Origin of the sequence: Synechococcus sp. BO 8801 (assembly GCF_002252675.1) — a bacterium.
Classification (GTDB): Bacteria; Cyanobacteriota; Cyanobacteriia; order PCC-6307; family Cyanobiaceae; genus Cyanobium.
In genome coordinates, this window is the sequence record NZ_NQKY01000001.1 from 15,220 (window position 1) to 32,849 (window position 17,630).

Sequence of the window (17,630 nt, forward strand, 5' to 3'; positions counted from 1 at the left end):
GCCAGCAGGGCCCGCTCGAGCCGGTCGCCCGGCCGGCGCGCTTCGGCGGGGGGAGGGCCGCCGATCAGGCCGATCGATCCGGCCGGCAGGCCCATCTCCCGGTGCAGGCGCTCGAGCAGGACCAGCCAGTGCTCCAGGGGCCAGAGCTTGGCGGGCCGCTCGCCGTTCACGGCGATCAGCACCGGCGGCAGCCCGGGGGGGGCGGGCTCGGCGGGCAGCTCCAGCCGCTCGAATTCCGTGTCGACCCAGGCGATGCGGCAGTGCAGTTCGCGGATGCTGTTGCTGCCGATCCAGCCGCGGTAGCGCTCCACCAGGGAGGGACTGGCCCAGTGGGGATCCAGAGCGAGGGCGTGGAGGGGGTGGTCGCCGTCGGGGATCGGCGCCGCTCCGACCACGAAACGGGGCTCCAGGGCCTGGGCCCAGGCGGGGCTGTGGGAGGCGTGGCCGTCGGCGTTGATCACCAGATCCACCCCGTCGCCCCGTCCCTGCTCCGGGAGGGTCCGGCGCCACTGCCGCAGGGCCGGCAGGGCCGCCGGGCCCTGCTCCGCCAGGGGAAGGCTGGCGTCGATCCAGGGATTGAGCCGCTCCAGCTCCCGGGTGCGCTGGCTGCCCACGTAGGTGATCAGGGCATCGGGATACTTGTGGCGCAGTCCCCGCAGCAGCGGCTGGAGCACCACATAGTTGCCCAGCTTGGCGGCGCCGAGCACCACGATCCGGGGCCGTGGGCCGAGATCCTCGTCCCGGAAGCGGCGCATCAGGCGGGGCAGGGTGTTCACGGCCGCCCCGCGCCGACAGGACCGACGGGTTCAGGGGCCGGTGCAGGGGCCGCTTCGAGGTCCCACTGGCTCAGCCAGCGGCGCATCCAGGTGCCGCGGTGGGGCTGGTCGAGACGTCGCCGGCTGTGGAGCCAGAGGCTGTTGAGCAGGAAGGTGGTGCGATTGCAGGCCTTGAGCCGGGCGTCGCTGGCGATGGTGGCGCTGGCGACGGGGTTGGCCTGCTGCTGCCGCCGCTGCAGGGCCTCCGGGGCGATCCACTCGATGGTGGGGCAGCCGCGCAGGCGCTCGGCGTAGTCGAGGTCTTCGCAGTAGGCCGGGTGGAAGTTGGCATCGAACAGGCCCACCCGATTCCAGGCGGCCGGGGTGAGGGCGAAGGCGGAGAACTCCTGGGGGGCCGGCAGCAGCGGCAGGAACTGGGCACGGGAGGGGTCAATCCGCCCAACCACTTCCGCCAGCACGCCCGGGGCGAAGACCACGTCGTTGTTGACCAGCAGGGCGAAACCGGCCTCCGGAAAAGAGGTGAGGATCGCGTTCCAGCTTGAGGCGACTCCCTGGTTCCCGAAGGGCCGCGCCACCCGCACCCGGGCGACGCCGGCGGGGGGCTGCCGCTCCAGCCGGGCCAGCAGCCGCTGCAGCGCGTCGCTGTCGGCCAGCCCGGAGCCGATGCTGTTGTCGACGATGGCGAGGGTCTCGACGGGGTGGTCGAGGCTGTCCAGCAGGCGCTGCAGCAGATCGGGGCGGTTGAGGATCGGCACCCCCAGCAGCGGGATGGCGCCCGTTGTTGGGGTGTAGGGGGTGATGCCATCCAGCCGCCGCCAGTAGTCGTCGACGGGGGAACGGTCTCCGCTGAGGGAGGCGTACTGGGCCAGGCAGCCCCAGAGGTCGGGATTGGTGAGATCGCGGCGGCTGGGGGAGGCGGGCAGGTCCGAGAAGTAGGTCTTGCTCCAGAGAAGGAGCAGGGACCTGGCGGCGGCCAGGTCCCCCTTCTCCAGGCAGGTGACGTAGTTACGGGCGAATCGGGCCTGTTCCAAGGTGACCACGGGTGGCTGCTGGGGTCATCAGCCGAAGGTGATGGAGTCGCCCTTGGTGGAGATGAAGGCCGTCTGGCTGTCATCGAAGACGTATTCTTCGCCGCCGATGATGAGCAGGTCGCCATCGCCGGCCCCGAAGATCTGGGTGCCGCTGCCGATGTCCCCCTTGCTGAAGAAGGAGACCTGATCGACGTTGGCATCGTTGCCGAGATCGATCCAGGTGTTCTGCACCCGGGCGGAGAAGTCCAGCACATCGGCGCCCTGGCCGAGCAGGACTGTGGAGTCGGAGACCCTGCCGCCGAAGATCAGGGTGTCGTCGCCGGCACCGGCACTGATTCGGACGGAATCGGCCCTGTCGTTGATGGTGAAACTGTCGGCACCGCTGCCGGCGGTGAAGGTGGTGTTCTTCAGGGCTCCGGTGATGGCGGTGTTGTCACCACTGCCCAGGGAGATGGTGCCTCTGTTGATGTCGGTGGCGATCAGGGTGTCGTCACCAGCGCCGGTGCTGATGGACGTGTTTCTGGCGTCACCAGTGAAGACAACGGTGTTGTCATCGGCGTTTCCGAGGTAGGAGGTGTCCTTGGAAGCACCTGAAAACGTGGTGCGGGTGTCACCGGAGGAGGACTCCCTGATGCCGACATCCTCAATGCTGCGGCCCTTGTTGGGGAAGACCCGCGAGTTGGTGACGTCACCGGTCTGACTGGTGAAGACCCGGGCGCCGCTGCTCGTGGTCTGGGTGAGCGTCGTGCCGGGGTCCGGCACGAAGATCGAAAGGGTATCGGAGGAAGCCATTCGACAAAAGATGCCGGTTATTTGATCGAGACCCTAGGGGGCTGGTTTGGGGGTTATGTGTATCCCAGGCTTCGTTTTCCGTCATACTTCTTGAACAATTCACCACGAAAGGTTGAAACCTTAAAGCCGACTTTGTTCTGACTTTGTTGCATCGATGCTGTCTGCACCAAGGCCTTCAGGAGATACATTGTTGCCGCAGCCTGGTTGCCGGTTCAGGATTCCTGTCATGTCAGTCCTTCCCGGCGATTTCGACCTGGATCAGGTCCTTCAGGAAGCGGAGGCGGCGGAGCGCCGGCAGGAATGGTGCGAAGCCGCCTGCATCTATCAGGAGCTGGTCGGCACCGCTGACGCGCCGGCTCCGCTGCTGCTGCGGGCCGCCAATGCCCTCTGGCTCTCGGATCAGCCGGAGGAGGCCCTGGAGCTCTACCGGCGGGCGTCCCTGCTGCAGCCGGACAGCCCGGCCCCGTTCATGGGCCTGGGCAACAGCCTCCGGGATCTGAACCGCTTCGAGGCGGCCGACCGGGCCTTCCGGGCCAGCCGCCAGCGGGGGGATGGCCCGGCCCTGGCCTGCAACCATGCCGCCCTGCTGATCGGGCTGGAGTCCTACGACGAGGCCTATGCCCTGGCCGAACGCCGCTTCGAGCTGCCCGGCATGGCCCCCGGACCGGAGGGTGGCGTGGCGGCGGTGGTGGCCAGCGCCCCGGTGCTGCATGTGCGCACCGAGCAGGGCCTGGGCGATGGCCTCCAGTACCTGCGCTGGATCCCCCCGCTGCTTGAGCAGGCCACGGCCCGGGGCCAGTCGGTGGTGCTGGAGGTGGAGCCGTCGCTGGTGGCGCTGCTGCGCCGGGGTCTGGCCTGGCTGCCCCAGCCGCCGGAGGTGCGCGCCAGGCCAGCGACGGGCGGGGACGATCCTGACGGAGATGGCTCGGGCGGCGACGGGACGGAGCCAGCCCCTGCCAGGGACCTGGTGAGCCTGTTGTCGCTTCCGGCGGCCCTCGGCGGGGCCCCCTGTCCCCAGCCCCCGGGGCCGGATGGTCGGGGGACTTACCTGCGGGGGCTGGCCCCGGCCATGCCCGCCGACGGCTGGGGCCGGCCGCCACGGGTGGGTCTCACCTGGGCCAGCGGCCGCAAGCTCGCCGACGGCTTCACCCGGCGGGAGTACCGCAAGCGCACCCTGCCCGCCGTCGCCCTGGTGCGGCTGGTGGAGGGGCTGGTGGCGCAGGGGTGGGAGCCGGTGCTGCTGCAGCAGGGCGAAGACCGGGAGATGGCGGAGCCCGTGGCCCCCCTGTTCGGCGATGCCATCCCCCAGGACGGCGACTTTCTGGCCACCGCCGGGGTGCTGGCCAGCACCGATCTGCTGATCACGGTGGACACGGCCATGGCCCACCTGGCCGGTGCCATGGGCCATCCGGCCTGGGTGCTGCTCCCCTTCAGCGCCGATCCCCGCTGGCTGCGGCAGCGCCAGGACAGCCCCTGGTACCCGAGCCTGCGCCTGTTCCGCCAGGGCGAGGATCGCGACTGGCTCCCGGTGGTGGCGGCGGTGCTGCAGGCGGCGGCGGCGTTCAGGGCAGCAGCCGCAGGCTGAGGATCAGGGCCTCGAAGGCCTCGGCGGCCCGGTTCACCTCGTAGCGGGCGGCGACGGTGGCGCGGCCGGCTTCGGCCATCGCCGCGAAAGCAGGCGGATCGGCGAGCACCGCCAGCAACACCTCGGCCAGCCGGTCGGGTTCGTTGAAGGGCACCAGCAGCCCGTTGTGGCCGTGCTGGATCACCTCGTCCAGCGGCGGGTTGTCGGAGCCCACCACGAGGGCGCCGCAGGCCATCGCCTCCAGCACGCTCCAGGACAGGGCATAGGGGTAGGTGAGGTGGACGTGGGCGGCGCTGATGCGGAACAGGGCCAGCAGCTCGCGGTGCGGCAGGGGCGGCAGGAAATGGACCCGATCCAGGGGCAGTTGGTGGCCGAGCAGGGCCAGCTGTTCACCCTTGTGGCCGTCGGGATGGGATGAGGGCGCTCCGTAGCCGCTGTCGGTGCCGCCCACGATCACGGCCCGGGCGTCCGGCCGGGCGGCGAGCACGGCGGGGAGGGCCCGCAGGACGCTGCGGAAGCCGCGCAGGGGTTCGAGGTTGCGGCTGGCGACGGTGATCACCGGATCCCCCTTGGTCAGGGTCGGGCCGCCCTCCAGCCGCAGGTTGATGGCTCCGGTGGCGGGGGCCGGCAGGGCGATGCCTTCGTGCAGCACCTGGAAGCGGCCGCGCAGGTCCGGGGGGAAGGTGTCGCGGGCGAAGCGGGTGGGCACGACGCAGGCGTCGGCGTCGGCCACCGCCGCCAGGCCCATCAGGTTGCCCCGGCGCCACTGGGCCCGCAGGGCGTGGGAGGGTTCGCCCAGGTCGGCATCGAAGCCGTAGCCGAGCAGCAGCGGGCTGGCATAGAGCTCGGGGTAGGCGATCAGCACCGCCTCGGGCCAGATGTCGCGCAGGTAGAGCAGCTCCCCCCAGCCGCTGTGGCCGATCACGGCGTCGGGGCGGTAGCCCTGCCCCCGCAGCTGCAGGCAGCGCTCCTGGACCCGGGCGGCCCGGCGCAGGTTGGCCTCCAGCAGCGGGTCGGCCAGCCCGGCGGGGAGCACCGGCGCCTGCCAGTCGTAGTGGAGCCGGGGGACCCCGGCCCTGGGTGTGGCGCCCAGGCCGAGCAGGCGATGGCCGCGGCGTTCGAGGGCGGGTGTCAGATCACGAAACTGGCCGGGATGGTTCTGATGGATCAGCAACAGTTCCATCTGACAACGCTATTACAATCCCGCTGCAAGTACCTGACCTGCGTCATGTCGCTCTGGAGCCGTCTGTTCGGACGCCGGGATACGGTGAGTTGGGGTGAAAGAAAGCCTGAAAAAGATGGTGGTCTTCTGGATACTCTGGTGAGTGATCCTGGCACCGTCCCGATGGAGATGGATCGCCGGCCCCAGATCACGCCATGGTCGGCGGCGCGGCTGGGCACGATCTTCATGGATTACGCCCATGAAGCCACCCCCTCACGGCTGGCGGAGGCCCGGCTGGCCCGCCAGTGCCTGTCGAAGTTCTGGCTGAGTGCCCCGATCGATGCCCTGGAGCTTCTCTATGGCTCCGCGGTCGGTGACAGCTACCGCCGGATGATCGGCACTGAGCTGGCCAGCCAACCGCTGCTGCGCGATGAGGAGGCCTGGAGGGACCATCTCTCCGAGCGCCTGTCGGGCGGCTTCGATCGCCCGGAAATGGCCAACATCGTGCTGGCGGTGATGCCCTATTTCCGCCGCGGCAAGATGAAAGTGCGCAACTGCGAACAGAATCTGCCCACCTGGCTCCTCGAGGATTACGCCAGCCTGTTCGAGCCGGAACTTCTGCCCCGGTTGCGCCGGCCCAGCCCCCTGGAGCGCAGGGCTCTGGCACCGGCGGGGGCGGTGAGGGCGGTGCCGGCGGCAGCCGCTGCCGGTGCGGTCGCTACGGAGCCCGAGACAGCGCCGCCGCTGCCCCAGCTGTCGTCGTTCACCGGCGCCCAGGCCCTCCAGCTCACCGGCAGCGAGGAGTTCCTCACCCGCCTCAATGGGCTGGTGAACCTGTTCGAGATCGACCCCGACGATGGCGCCATCCGCCAGGAACTGGGCAGCTTCCGGCGCCAGCTGGGCCAGATCTGGCTGGACACGCCCGAGGAGCGGCTGCAGCCCCTGTTCGAGAGCACCTTCGGCGACCTCTACCGCAAGTTCCTGCGCAGCGGCTATGCCGCCACCCCCCTGGCGGAGGAGGACCGGCAGCTGCGCTCCCAGCTGGCCCACTACGTGCGCAACATGACCCGCCCCAAGGCCACCCAGGTGGTGCTGGCGGTGCTGCCCTTCTACCCCCCCGGCAAGATCGGCTTCGCCGGCGGTGAGCAGTTCATGCCCCAGTGGCTGCTGGGGGCCCTGCCCAGCCTCTATGTGAAGGGCTGAGGGCGGCAGGCCCCCTGCCCGCTGGCCCCATGGCGATGGGCCGGCCTCATTCGTGGAACTCCTTCCACAGCAGCCAGTAGGTGAGGTAGCCGAGCAGCGGCACCAGCAGCATCGGGGCCAGGGCGAGCAGGGTCACCACCGGTGGCAGGTGCAGCAGCAGCCAGAGCAGCACCAGCCCGTAGGCCAGGAAGGCGATGGTGATGGCCAGCCAGCGCTGCCGCAGCCGCTCCTTCCAGCGCAGCCGCCAGGCCTTGAAGCGCCGGCGCCGGCGCTGCTCGGGTGGCACGAAGCGCCACCAGTCGCCCTGGGGCCTGGTGCTCAATTGGATCGCAGGCGCTGGAGGTTGCGGCGCTGATCCTCGAACAGGCCGGTGAGCAGGCTGATCACGCGCCGTTCCCGCAGCTTGATGTCGGCGGTGAGGGCCATGCCGGCCTGGAGCGGCACGCTGCCCTTGTCGGGCAGGGGGATGGTCTGGCGGCGGAGCTGGAGGATGACCGGGAAGTGCAGGCCCTCCGCCTGGGTGCCGAGCACCTGGGTCTGCTCCTCGGGGGTGAGGGCATCGGAGCCGATGCGTTGCACCGTGGCCGGCACGTAGCCGAAGCTGTTGGCGGGGAAGGTCTCGATCGAGAGGTCGGCGCTCTGGCCCACCTGCACGAAGCCGATGGCCTTGTTGGGCAGGTAGACCTTGGCCCGCAGCGAGTCCTGGGGCACCACCTTCAGCAGGGGCGTCGTCTCGGTGGCGCCGACCACGCTGCCGGCACTGGCCTCGACGTCGAACACCAGGCCATCGGTGGGAGCCGTGAGCACGCCGTACTGGATCTGCAGGCGGGCCTGGCGGATCTGGGCGTCGAGATCGCTGATCTGGCGCAGGTTGGTCTCGATCGTGGTGCGCAGCTCCACGTCGGTGCCGGAGCCGGTGTTGACCAGCTGGGAGCGCAGCCGGGCGATCTCGCGCTCCTCCTCGGCCACGCTGGTCTGGAGGTCCTGCATCCGGTTGCGGGCCTCGAGCAGCTGCACCTCGCTGACGGCGCCGTCGCGCACCAGGGACTGGTAGCGGCGCTCGATGTCGCTGTAGATGCGCAGGGAATCGCGGTAGCCGGCCAGGCGGGTGCTGCTCTTGGCCAGTTCCTCGCGAGCGGCCTCGAGGCGGCTGTTGAGTTCGCGGGCACGATCCTGCAGCTGGCTGCGCTGGTTGGCCGTGAGGCCGGCGGTGGCGGTGTCCTCGCCGAGGGTGGCGCGGGCGACGAGGTTCTCGTTGAGCAGCCGCTCGCGGATGCTCTCGGCGGCCGCCAGCTTGCTGCGGGGCTCGCGCAGGTCGAAGCGGATCAGGGGCTGGCCCTTCTTCACCGACTGGCCCTCCTTCACCAGCACGGCTTCCACCACGCCGGGGACGGGCGAATCCACGTCCTTGACAGTGGTGGAGGGCTCGAGCTTGCCCGGGACCGCCACGGTTTCGGCGATCGGCGCGGTGACGCTCCAGAGGCCGAGGGCCACCACGCCCCCCACCCCGGCCCACACCAGCAGGCTGGAGCTGCGGCGGCTCTTGCGCAGCACCACCGTCTCACGGAACGACCATTCCCGCGGTGCATCGCCGTCGGCGGCCGCCAGGCCGGCTCCGAAGGGGTGGTCCGGCTCCGGGGCGGCCACGGGGACCCCCTCGGCCGGGGCCCCGGGGGTGGCAGGAGTGGTCGCGGCCGGTGGGGCCACCCCGGGGGAAGCCGCGCTGGGCGGGCCGTTCCGGCCCACCAGATCGACCCGCACCGGCATCACCGGGCGGCGACTGGCCCGGGGGGAGCGCAGCCAGCCGACGCAGTCCTCCATCAGGGCCACGAGCCGGGAGGCGGGATCGGCGGAGCGGGGTGGGGTGGCCATCAGCTGAGTCCCTCCTGGTTCTGGCTGCGGTAGAGGGCGTAGTACCAGCCGCGCAGCTGCATCAGCTGGCGGTGGCTGCCCTGCTCCATCACGGCGCCGCGGTCCATCAGCACGATCAGGTCGGCGGGCTGGACGGTGGAGAGGCGGTGGGTGATGAAGAAGACGGTGCGGCCCCGGAAGGCCTCGAACAGGTTGATGCACACCTGGCGCTCCGTGGTGGCATCGAGGGCGCTGGTGGCCTCGTCGAGGATCAGCATCCGGGGGTTCTGGAGCACGGCCCGGGCCAGGGCGAGGCGCTGGCGCTGGCCGCCGGAGAGGCCGGCGCCCCGCTCGCCGACGCTGGAGTTGTAGCCCTGGGGCATCTGCATGATGAAGTCGTGGGCGCAGGCGATGCGGGCGGCGCGCATCATCTCGGCGGCGGTGGCATCGGGCTTCACCATCAGCAGGTTCTCGCGGATGGTGCCGTCGAACAGGAGCGAATCCTGGGGCACCACACCGATCTGCCGGCGCAGGGAATAGAGCTCCACCTTGCCGATGTCGAGGCCATCGATGAGGACGCTGCCCCGCTCCGGCGCGTAGAAGCGGGAGAGCAGCTTGAGCAGGGTGGATTTGCCGCTGCCGGAGCCGCCCACCAGGCCCACGAAGGAGCCGGCGGGGATCTCCAGATCCACCCCGTCGAGCACCAGGGGGCCCTGGTCGCTGAAGCGGAAGCCCACATCCACGAACTGGACCCTGCCCTGGAGCGGGGGCAGGGGGATGTTGCTGGCCTGCTCGCGGGTCTGCTCGGTGTCGCGGTCGACCACATCGGCCACCATCCGCAGGGCCTGGGTGTTGAACTGGAAGTCCTGCCAGGTGCCCACCAGCTGCACCAGGGGCTGGCGGATGTAGCCGGAGAGGATGTTGAAGCCGAACAGGGCGGCGAGGCTGAGGTCGCCCTTGATGATCAGCCAGATCGCCACGGAGATCACCACCAGCTGCCCCAGGTTGCTGAGGAAGTTGGAGAGGTTGGCGATCGATTCGCGGGTCACCTTGAGCTTGAAATCCTCACCGATGTAGGCGGCGTAGCGGTTCTGGAATTCCCAGCGGGTCTTGAGTTCGGCGTTCTGGGATTTGATCGTCTGGATCCCGGTGATGGCTTCGGTGAGGAAGCTGGAGGCGCGCACGGCCTGGGCCATGGTGCGGTTGATCTGGCTGCGCACCAGGGGATTGCTGACCAGGCCCACGGCGGCGATCAGGGGCAGGGTGGCCAGGGTCACCAGGGTGAGCAGGGGACTGATCGCGAACAGGATTGCGATGTAGATGAGGCTGAAGGCGAAATCCACCAGGGTGGGCAGGGTCTGGCCGAGCAGGAAATCGCGCAGGCGGTCGAGCTGGGAGAAGTAGAAGGTGATCCGGCCGACGGGTCGGGCATCGAAGAAGCCCTGGGGCAGGCGTACGAGGTGGTCGAGGATCGTCGCCTTGGCGTCCAGGTCGATCCGGTTGGCCAGGTCGGTGAACAGGAAGCTGCGCAGGGTCTTGAAGATGCTCTCCACCAGGGCGGCCAGCAGCATCACGCTGGCGATGCTCACCAGGGCGCCGATGTTGCGGCTGGCGACCACGCTCTGGATCAGCACCATCAGGCCGAGGGGGAAGACGAGCCGCAGGGCGTTGATCACCACCGAGGCCACCAGCACCTCGATCAGCTCGCGGCGGTGCTGGCGCAGGAAGGGGGCATACCAGCTCCAGTCGAAGCGGCGCTGCTTGGCATCGGGCTTGCGGTCGAACAGCAGCAGCTCCACCAGGCCCCCCTCGTGGGTGACCAGCTCCTCGGCCGGCACCAGCAGGGCGCCGAGTTCGGCTTCCAGCAGGCGGGCGCGGCCATCGGCTTCGACGCCGTCGAGCAGGCCGAAATGGCCGTTCTGGTACAGGAGGGCCGGGGCGGGCACCCGCCCCAGGCGGCTGGCGGGCACCCGGGAGAGCACCACCCGCAGGCCGAGGGTGTCCATGATCTGGCCGATGTTGACCAGGTTGAGCCGGTCCTGGCGCTGCAGGATGGCGTCGACCTGATCGGCCAGGGCATCGCGGTTCAGGGGCACCCCGAAGTAATCGGCCAGGGCCTGGCAGAGGGCGATGGGCACGGCGCGGGGGCCGCTGGCCCGGCCCAGCACCAGCTGGCCGCTGCGGTCGGCGGCCCGACGGGGTGGGGGCTCCACTGGCGGGGCGTAGCTGGCGCCGGCCCCCTCCACGCTGGGGAGCAGGGTCGGGGGGAGGGGGTCGGCGCCCAGGGTGATCGGGGTTTCCGCCTCGTGGGGGATCGCCAGGCCCACCAGCCGCAGCCAGGGGGCCTCGGGGCCGGGGGCCGCCAGGGGTCGGTCGGACCAGGGCTCGGCCAGGGGCAGGCCACTGCTGGCGTACCAGCGGAAACCGGGGGGCAGGCCCAGCTCCGTGGGGCCGCCGGGCCGCAGGCTGCGGACGCGCACCTGGTCGGCGGGCAGGGGCCAGTCGTCGAGGAGAGCTTCACCGAGGGGATCCCGTTTCGCCAGGGCCAGCAGCAGGGTGTGGAGCTCGGCGGCGCTGGGCCGGTTGGCGAACCAGGCGGCGAAGTCAGGATGGCCCCCAAGCAGGTCGCGGAAGGCGGCGGCGGGGAGCTGCAGGGCCTCCACGTCGGTGGTGGCGCGCAGATGTTCGCAGGGATCGCCGCGCAGCAGGCCGGCCCAGCCCGCCAGGGAACCGGGACCCAGGCGTTCGATCGTGCGCAGCCCACGGCCGTTGGGGCTGGGGCCGAGGCTGCGCAGCTGGCCGCTGCAGAGCAGCAGCAGGCCTTCGGGCTGCACGTCCGGGCGCAGCACGGTCTGGCCGATGCGGAAGCGGAGGGGCTCCAGCAGCGGATCGATCGCGTCGCGGCGGGCGGGCGGCAGGCGGTCGAAGGGGCTGAAGTCGTTCAGCAGGCCGCTGATGGCCCCGGGGGAGGAGGTCATGGGGTGCCGTCCTCCTGCAGCAGGGCGAGCATCGCGTCGAGGGGCGGCAGCGGCTGGCCTTCGAGGAGGAGCCGCACCCGCTGCTCGAGCCATTCCTCGAAGAGTTCGCCCATCATGCGTTCCCTGGTGGCTTCGTTCAACTCGGCGGGCAGGAACTGTTCGAGCCTCAGCACCACCCAGCTCTCGCCCGCTTGAAAAGGTTCGAACAGCTGGCCGGGGCGGCCGCGGCGCAGGCGGCTCACCAGGCTCTGGTGGCCGGTGGCCAGGGGCAGGGGGCCGATCTGGCCGCGGCAGTGGCGCTCGGGGCCGCTGGAGTGGAGCGGGGCGAGATCGGCGAAGTCGGCTTCCCCTTCGGCGATCTGGTGATGGAGCTCGGCGGCCAGGTCCTCGCCCTCGACCCGCAGCAGGGAATAGACCACCTGGTCGAGCTCGGGCTTGCGCTGCAGGAAGCGCACCTCCACCTCCTCGTTCCAGCGGCTGCGCACCAGGCGCTGCAGGCGCTGATTCTGGGTGGCGAGGATGCGAAGGTCGTCGAAGACCAGGCCGCGCTCCTGCAGCCAGCCGGGCACCTGGTCGTCGTCGGTGATGCCCCGGCGCTCCAGGAACGCCGCCATCAGGGCCTTCTCCTCCTCGATGGGCAGGGGAATGGCGTGCACGAGCTGGTCGAGCACCCAGGCGCGGGCCAGGGGTCGGGCCTGGCTCTGCTGGCGGATCAGGCGGTTGAGTTCGGAGAGGGCCAGCCAGGGGCGGCCGGGGGGCAGCTCCACCACGGCCGGCTCCCGCAGGCCGGACAGGGGTTCGGGCAGGGTGTCGCGGGCGGTGCTCATCACGCGGGGCTCCGGTGGGGCAGATCGAGGCGGGCCAGGGCGTCGGCCATCAGGGCCCGGCCGCGCTCCTGGCTCCAGGTGTCCCGGGCATAGGCGAAGGCGGCGGCACCCATGGCGCGCCAGGCGTCGTCGTCGGCGATGAGATGCAGCACGGCCTCCCGCCAGTCCGCGGGACTGCGGGCGATCAGCACCTCCTGGCCGTGGCGCAGGCCGGTGGCCTCGGCGGCCAGGGGGCTGAGCACCTGGGGAATGCCGTGGGCGGCGGCGGCCACCACCTTGCCCTTGAGGCCGGCGCCGGAGCGCAGCGGGGCCACGAACAGGCGATGGCGGGCGTACACGGTGGCGGGATCGGCGACCCAGCCCTCGACGATCACCCCGGGTTCGGCGCCCCAGCGGGCGGCGGTGGTGTCGTCCAGGCCGCTGCCGTACAGATGCAGGCGCAACTCGGGCCGCTGCTGGAGCAGCAGGGGCCACACCTGCACCAGGAAGGCCTCGACCGCGTCCCGGTTGGGGGGGTGGCCGTAGCTGCCCAGGAAGGCGAGGCCGCTGCGGCCCTCGAGGGGGGCGGGGGCCTCCGGGCCCTGCACCACCCAGGGACAGGGGGCGGTGGCGGCCTCGCCGAGGGTTTCGGCCTCGATCACCGCCCGTTCCACCTCCGAATAGCTGAAGGTCAGGTGCACCTCCCGCATCACCGCCAGCTCCTGGCGCTTCACCTCCTCCACCGCTTCCAGGGCGCGGCGGGCGGCGTCGCCCTCGAGTCCCTCGGCGCGGGCGGCGCGCAGCTGGCGCAGGTGGTGCAGGTCGGCGTTGCAGAAGATCAGCCGGGCCTGGGGGGCATAGCGATGGATGAGCGGCAGGGCCTGGGCCGCCACGGTGTGGCGGGTGAGATAGATGAGCTCGAACTCCCGGCCCCGCTCCCGCAGGAACGCCTCGAGCGAGAGCACGAACGGGGCATGGATCAGCTCGATGCCGCGGCGCTGGAGCTCCTCGCTGTAGCTGGCCAGCCAGGCCAGGTTGAGGGGCAGGAGCGTCACCTTCCAGCCCAGCTCCTGGAGCAGCCCCATCTCGACCAGGGCCGCATGGCTGCCGGCATCGCGATCGGGCCGGGGGGTTTCCTGATCGAGGCAGAGGGCGCGGCCGAGGATGCCGCGGTCCTTGATGGTTTCGGCGGCGGCGTGGCCGGGCTCGCGGCTGCCCTCGAAGGCGGCGGCCCACTTCTGCTGGAAGACGGGGCCGTGGACCGCCTGGAAGCGCTTCAGCCCGCTGGTGGCCTGGGTGTCGGTGCCGCAGCTGAGGCCCTCGTGGTGGATCACCCGGGCCAGGGGGCTGTAGCGCACGGTGTGGCCGGCCTGGCGCACCTTGAAGGCCAGGTCGGTGTCCTCGTAGTAGGCGGGGGAGAACTCCGGGCTGAAGCCACCGATCCGCTTCCAGAGCTCAAGGGGGATGGCGAGGGCGGCGGCGCTGACGTAGTCCACCTGGCGGGCGTAGGCGACGCGGGGGTCGTGGGGGTTGCCGCCGCGGCCGTAGTTCCAGGGTTCGCCGTTGCCCCAGACGATGCCGCCGGCCTCCTGCAGGGTGCCGTCGGGGTAGATCAGCTGGGCCCCCACCATGCCGGTGTCGGCCCAGCGCTCGAAGGGATCGAGCAGTTCCTCCAGCCAGCCGGCGCAGGGTTCGGTGTCGTTGTTGAGCAGCACCAGGAAGGGGGCGCGGGCGGCGGCGGCGCCGCTGCAGCAGGCCTGGTTGAAGCCGCGGGCGAAGTCGTGGCGGATCAGGCGCACCCCGGGGGCGTCGGCGGTCAGGGCCTCGGCGGTGCCGTCGCTGGAGCCGTCGTCGACCACCACGATCTCGAACGGGATGCGGGTGGGGGCATAGGCGATCGCCGCCAGGCAGCGGCGGGTGACGCCGTACTGGTTGTGCACCGGGATCACGATCGACACGCGCGGATCCGCCGCGATCGGCAGCCGCAGGGGTTGGCGCACCGTGGCGCTGCCGTCGGGTCCCGGTTCGGTGGTCCCAACGGCCACCGGCGCCCCTTCCGTGCGGGGCAGGGGGAGCTCGAGCAGGCGCTGCAGCAGGGGCAGGTCGGGGGGCAGGTGCGTGCCGTCACTGTCCGCCCAGGCCAGCCAGGTGCGCAGGCTGCGGTAGCGCTCGCGGGCGAGGGGGGAGAGCTCGTCGGGGAAGGGGGGCCGGGCGTGCCGCTGCAGGGCCGCCCAGGGGGTGAGGTGGAAGGGGAGCAGCTCGTAGCGCTGGTCCAGCACCAGGCCGGCGGCAGTCTCCAGCTGGAGATGGTGCACGGCGCCGTCGGCGAGGGCGGCGGGGAGCAGCAGCTGGAACGGCCAGGGAGCCTCCGGCAGCGGCTCGGGGGGCGTGATGGGCAGGCAGGTGCCACCGTCGAGGCGCAGCTGCAGGGGCTCGGGGCCGCGGCCCCAGCCGTGCAGGAGCGGCATCTGCAGCTGGGTGAGGGCGCCTTCGCGGATGGGACCGTGGCGGCGCTGGTGCTCGATCCGCCCGTGGGTGGCGACATCCAGCCGCAGGGGACTGCCGGGCAGTTCGGTCCCTGTCCCGTCGGCGAGCACCCGCAGCACCAGTCCCTGGGAGAAGGGGGGCAGGGGGTGGGTGGGGCCCCACCAGAAGCGGAAGCCGCAGGGCTGCTCAATGCCCAGGGCGAGCAGGTCGGGCCGCGCCTGCACGGCCATCAGCTCGGCGAGGACCCGTCGCTGGCCGGGATCGAGCAGATCCTCGAGCACCAGGTGCAGGCGCAGGGGGGCCGCCTGGGCGTGCAGGGGCCAGGCGCACGCCCAGCCGCTGAGGCCCCCCTCGGGGCTCCAGCCCTCGAGCCGGCCCACCAGCCCAGGGCGCCGCAGCTCCGTCAGGGAGGCGGTGGAATCTTCCAGGGTGCCGGGCGGCTCGGCGAGCATCGCAGCCATGCTGGAATCGTTGGCGGAACGTTATTGCCGCCCTACCGCTTTGTCTCGTGTCGCCATGGACAGCGCCGGCGGCGGTGGCGGCGAGCCTGGCGTCTGGGTGCCGCTGCGGGTGCTGCGGCAGCTGGATCTGTCTCCTGCCGAGCACCATCGCCTGATCGCGATGCTGCGGGCCGAGACGGCGGGTCGGGCGCCGGAGGATCCCCTTCTGGGGGAACTGACCGAGCTGGCGGCGGCGGCCCTGCGGGAGGCGCTCGAGCGACAGGAGCCGGAGGCGGCCCTGGCCGCCCACGACCTCCTGCTGGCGCACGTGATCGAGCTGGCGCCGGCGCGGCCGGAGGTGGCGGCGGTGCTGTGGGAGCGCTACGGGGATCTGCTGGGCCAGCTGACGGTGCAGGTCCATGGGCAGGTGATCCCCCGCGATGGCCAGGCGCCGGACTTCGGGGCCGCCGAACGGGCCGGCGACGGGGCGCTCTGCCTGAGCATGGCGAAGGTGCTGGAGCGCGCGGCGCCCCACCCCTGGCCCGTGCCCGACTGGCTGCCCGTGCTGGAGCAGCAGCTGGTGCAGCACGGTGCCCTGGCCTTCCAGCAGCGGATCGGGACCGATGGGGCCGCCGCCGGGCCCTGCCTGGATCTGTTTCTGCGGCTGAGCCGGCTGCTGGATCCCCTGCCGGACTGGGTTGTAGAAGGCTGCCGCGGCGCCATGGCCCGGGTGATCGAGGGGCTGCCGGGCGCCGGCGGGATCAGCGCCAGCGAGCTGGCCCAACTGGTGGCAAGGGTGGGCCGGCTGCCGGTGGCGGCGGAACGGCGCCCGGCCTTCGAGGCGGCGCTGCTGCGGGCGCGCTTCAGCCTGGAGCTGCTGCCCCAGGGCCGCGGCGCGGCGGGCGGCGCCCCCAGCGAGGTCCTGGAGCCGGAGTGGCTCGACGATGACGACGACGGGGTTGGCGCCGCTGCGGCCTCGCCGCCCCTGCGACTGGTAGCGGCGGCGGCCGATCCGTCGCAGGCGGGGGAGGTGTTTTCCCTGGCGCCATTCCTCACGGGCGACGGTGAGGGGGTGACCGGGGCCCTGGCGGCGTTTCTGGAGCCCTGGCAGAACAGCGGCCGGCAGGCCGACCATCCGATCACCAGCCTGGTGGAGAGCCTGGGGGAGGGTGGGCTGCCACCGGGCGATGACGCCCTGAGGGTGCTGCGGCGGGCGGCGACGCTCTGGCAGGAGCGGCTGGGGCCGCAGATCGCCCCGCTGCCGGCGGTGGAGTGGCGCCCGGGCGCCCTGGTGGTGGAGCTGGATCCGCTGGAGCTGATGGTGCTGCGTCACGCCGCAGGGGCCGCCGAACCCCTGGAGGAGGCGCTGGCCGAGCTGCGGCGCCGCCACCACGACGACGCGTTCTGGGCCACTGGTGCGACCGATGTCGGGACGGCCCTGCCGGGGGCGATAGAGGTGCTGCGGCGCTTTGAAGTGGAAGACGGCTTCTACGCGACGACCCAGACACCCCTCGACAGCCTGCGCCACTGGGCCCGGCCGGCGTTGCAGGCCCTGCTGCAGGCCCAGGTGTGGAGTGCAGATGCCGCGACCCAGGGCCTCTGGCTGCCCTGGGAGCTGCAGGGCCGGCCGGGCCGGCTGCGCCAACCCCCCCAGGGTTCCGCCTTGCTGGAGCTCCTCGGCGGGGCCGAGGTGGTGCTGGTGGGGCATGGCTCCGAGGCGCTGCAGGAGGCCCACCGGGCCGGCCGCCTGTTTGCGGGCGGGGCCTTCGGTCTGCGTTGTCTGGAGGTGCCGGAGAGCCGCCACCCCCACCGGCCGGCGGCCGGTTTCGAACACAGCCTGGAAGCGCTGCTGGCGGACGTGGAGGCTCTCCACCGGGAGCGTCCGTTCACGGTGCTGCTGGCGACCGGTGGGGCCTATCGCCTGCCCCTGGCCCAGGCCATCGGCAGCCGCTTCGGAGTGCTGGCGGTGGCCGGGGCCTCCCCCCTGGTGGGGTGGCTGGAGGACTGCCGACCATGAGTGAGCCAACCGGCAACGACCCAACCGGCATGACCACCGACTGGCAGGCGGTGATCGCGGCCCACCCGCTGGAGAGTCACGATCCGGCGGAGTGGCTGCGCTACGGGGTGGCCCTCAGCCAGCGGATCGAGCCCTCGGCCCAGGAGCGGCAGCAGCAGCAGCAGGCGGGGCTGGCCTTTGCCCACGCCGAGGCTTTGGGGGCGACGAAAGAGGCTGTGGCCCTGAGCCAGCGTCAGGCGACGCTGCTCAGCCTGGCGGAGGGCCTGGAGCTGGCCGGGGCCCCAGCGGCGGCGGACGCGCTGCGGCGCCGTGCCGGCTGGGGATGACGGCCGGAACGGGGTCGAGCCCGGCGAGCCATACCCAGTTCCCGTTGATCGGACCAGCGAAGGTCGGGCTGCGAATGGTTCCGGGTTGTGTACAGCCTGTACAGACTTCATTGGCGCCAACGCGAGGCAAGCAACCCCCTGAGATGCGGGTCTGCAGCCGTTGCGGAGCCGTTCCA

12 protein-coding genes are annotated in these 17,630 nt (G+C 71.7%); 4 read left to right on the top strand and 8 right to left on the bottom strand.

The features are described 5' to 3' along the window. Window positions 1–772 precede the first annotated feature (772 nt). Together CJZ86_RS00105 and CJZ86_RS00110 are read right to left on the bottom strand one after the other, a co-directional pair. A complete protein-coding gene (locus CJZ86_RS00105) occupies window positions 773–1,816 on the bottom strand; it encodes a glycosyltransferase family 2 protein (protein WP_094583939.1) in 1,044 nt (347 codons plus the stop codon). Window positions 1,817–1,834: 18 nt separating this feature from the next. Then, complete coding sequence (locus tag CJZ86_RS00110) at window positions 1,835–2,599, bottom strand: hypothetical protein (protein WP_094583940.1); 765 nt, start codon at window positions 2,597–2,599, stop codon at window positions 1,835–1,837. Window positions 2,600–2,825: 226 nt separating this feature from the next. On the opposite strand from CJZ86_RS00110, the gene CJZ86_RS00115 reads away from it, so the two are divergent. Then, window positions 2,826–4,184, top strand: coding sequence for a glycosyltransferase family protein (locus CJZ86_RS00115; protein WP_094583941.1), 1,359 nt, complete (start codon window positions 2,826–2,828; stop codon window positions 4,182–4,184). Here the strand turns inward: CJZ86_RS00115 and CJZ86_RS00120 are convergent. Beyond that, the gene (locus CJZ86_RS00120) at window positions 4,162–5,358 is read right to left on the bottom strand and encodes a glycosyltransferase (RefSeq protein WP_158219468.1); all 1,197 of its coding nucleotides are present in this window, start codon (window positions 5,356–5,358) and stop codon (window positions 4,162–4,164) included. The two genes, CJZ86_RS00115 and CJZ86_RS00120, sit on opposite strands and share 23 nt — an antisense overlap. A gap of 171 nt (window positions 5,359–5,529) precedes the next feature. Between CJZ86_RS00120 and CJZ86_RS00125 the strand changes: the two genes are divergently transcribed. After that, window positions 5,530–6,549 carry a hypothetical protein gene (locus tag CJZ86_RS00125; protein ID WP_094583943.1) on the top strand — a complete coding sequence of 340 codons (1,020 nt, stop codon included), beginning with the start codon at window positions 5,530–5,532 and terminating at the stop codon, window positions 6,547–6,549. Window positions 6,550–6,595: 46 nt separating this feature from the next. Here CJZ86_RS00125 and CJZ86_RS00130 read toward each other — a convergent pair whose 3' ends face one another. From CJZ86_RS00130 to CJZ86_RS00150, 5 genes are read right to left on the bottom strand one after another with little or no spacing between them, the layout of a single operon-like run. Then, window positions 6,596–6,871, bottom strand: coding sequence for a hypothetical protein (locus tag CJZ86_RS00130; protein WP_094583944.1), 276 nt, complete (start codon window positions 6,869–6,871; stop codon window positions 6,596–6,598). After that, window positions 6,868–8,421 carry a beta-barrel domain-containing protein gene (locus CJZ86_RS00135; protein WP_094583945.1) on the bottom strand — a complete coding sequence of 518 codons (1,554 nt, stop codon included), beginning with the start codon at window positions 8,419–8,421 and terminating at the stop codon, window positions 6,868–6,870. Before CJZ86_RS00135 ends, CJZ86_RS00130 begins: the two co-directional genes overlap by 4 nt. Further along, window positions 8,421–11,378 (bottom strand): ABC transporter transmembrane domain-containing protein, encoded by a 2,958-nt coding sequence (locus CJZ86_RS00140; protein ID WP_094583946.1) that lies wholly within the window; start codon window positions 11,376–11,378, stop codon window positions 8,421–8,423. Before CJZ86_RS00140 ends, CJZ86_RS00135 begins: the two co-directional genes overlap by 1 nt. Beyond that, complete coding sequence (locus CJZ86_RS00145) at window positions 11,375–12,205, bottom strand: peptidylprolyl isomerase (RefSeq protein WP_094583947.1); 831 nt, start codon at window positions 12,203–12,205, stop codon at window positions 11,375–11,377. Before CJZ86_RS00145 ends, CJZ86_RS00140 begins: the two co-directional genes overlap by 4 nt. Continuing rightward, window positions 12,205–15,132, bottom strand: a complete 2,928-nt coding sequence (locus tag CJZ86_RS00150) for a glycosyltransferase (RefSeq protein ID WP_233133737.1) — start codon at window positions 15,130–15,132, stop codon at window positions 12,205–12,207. Before CJZ86_RS00150 ends, CJZ86_RS00145 begins: the two co-directional genes overlap by 1 nt. A gap of 40 nt (window positions 15,133–15,172) precedes the next feature. Between CJZ86_RS00150 and CJZ86_RS00155 the strand changes: the two genes are divergently transcribed. Together CJZ86_RS00155 and CJZ86_RS00160 are read left to right on the top strand one after the other, a co-directional pair. After that, window positions 15,173–17,128 (top strand): hypothetical protein, encoded by a 1,956-nt coding sequence (locus tag CJZ86_RS00155; RefSeq protein ID WP_233133738.1) that lies wholly within the window; start codon window positions 15,173–15,175, stop codon window positions 17,126–17,128. Further along, entirely contained in the window at window positions 17,125–17,454 is a 330-nt protein-coding gene (locus CJZ86_RS00160; protein ID WP_143593990.1) for a hypothetical protein, read from the top strand. The genes CJZ86_RS00155 and CJZ86_RS00160 overlap by 4 nt, the downstream gene beginning before the upstream one ends. Window positions 17,455–17,630: the final 176 nt, after the last annotated feature.

Coding starts and splice junctions, on each gene's coding strand:
- CJZ86_RS00110 (WP_094583940.1), bottom strand. CDS start 2,599: ATGGCTTCCTCCGATACCCTTTCGATCTTCGTGCCGGACCCCGGCACG.
- CJZ86_RS00115 (WP_094583941.1), top strand. CDS start 2,826: ATGTCAGTCCTTCCCGGCGATTTCGACCTGGATCAGGTCCTTCAGGAA.
- CJZ86_RS00125 (WP_094583943.1), top strand. CDS start 5,530: ATGGAGATGGATCGCCGGCCCCAGATCACGCCATGGTCGGCGGCGCGG.
- CJZ86_RS00135 (WP_094583945.1), bottom strand. CDS start 8,421: ATGGCCACCCCACCCCGCTCCGCCGATCCCGCCTCCCGGCTCGTGGCC.
- CJZ86_RS00140 (WP_094583946.1), bottom strand. CDS start 11,378: ATGACCTCCTCCCCCGGGGCCATCAGCGGCCTGCTGAACGACTTCAGC.
- CJZ86_RS00145 (WP_094583947.1), bottom strand. CDS start 12,205: ATGAGCACCGCCCGCGACACCCTGCCCGAACCCCTGTCCGGCCTGCGG.
- CJZ86_RS00150 (WP_233133737.1), bottom strand. CDS start 15,132: ATGGCTGCGATGCTCGCCGAGCCGCCCGGCACCCTGGAAGATTCCACC.
- CJZ86_RS00160 (WP_143593990.1), top strand. CDS start 17,125: ATGAGTGAGCCAACCGGCAACGACCCAACCGGCATGACCACCGACTGG.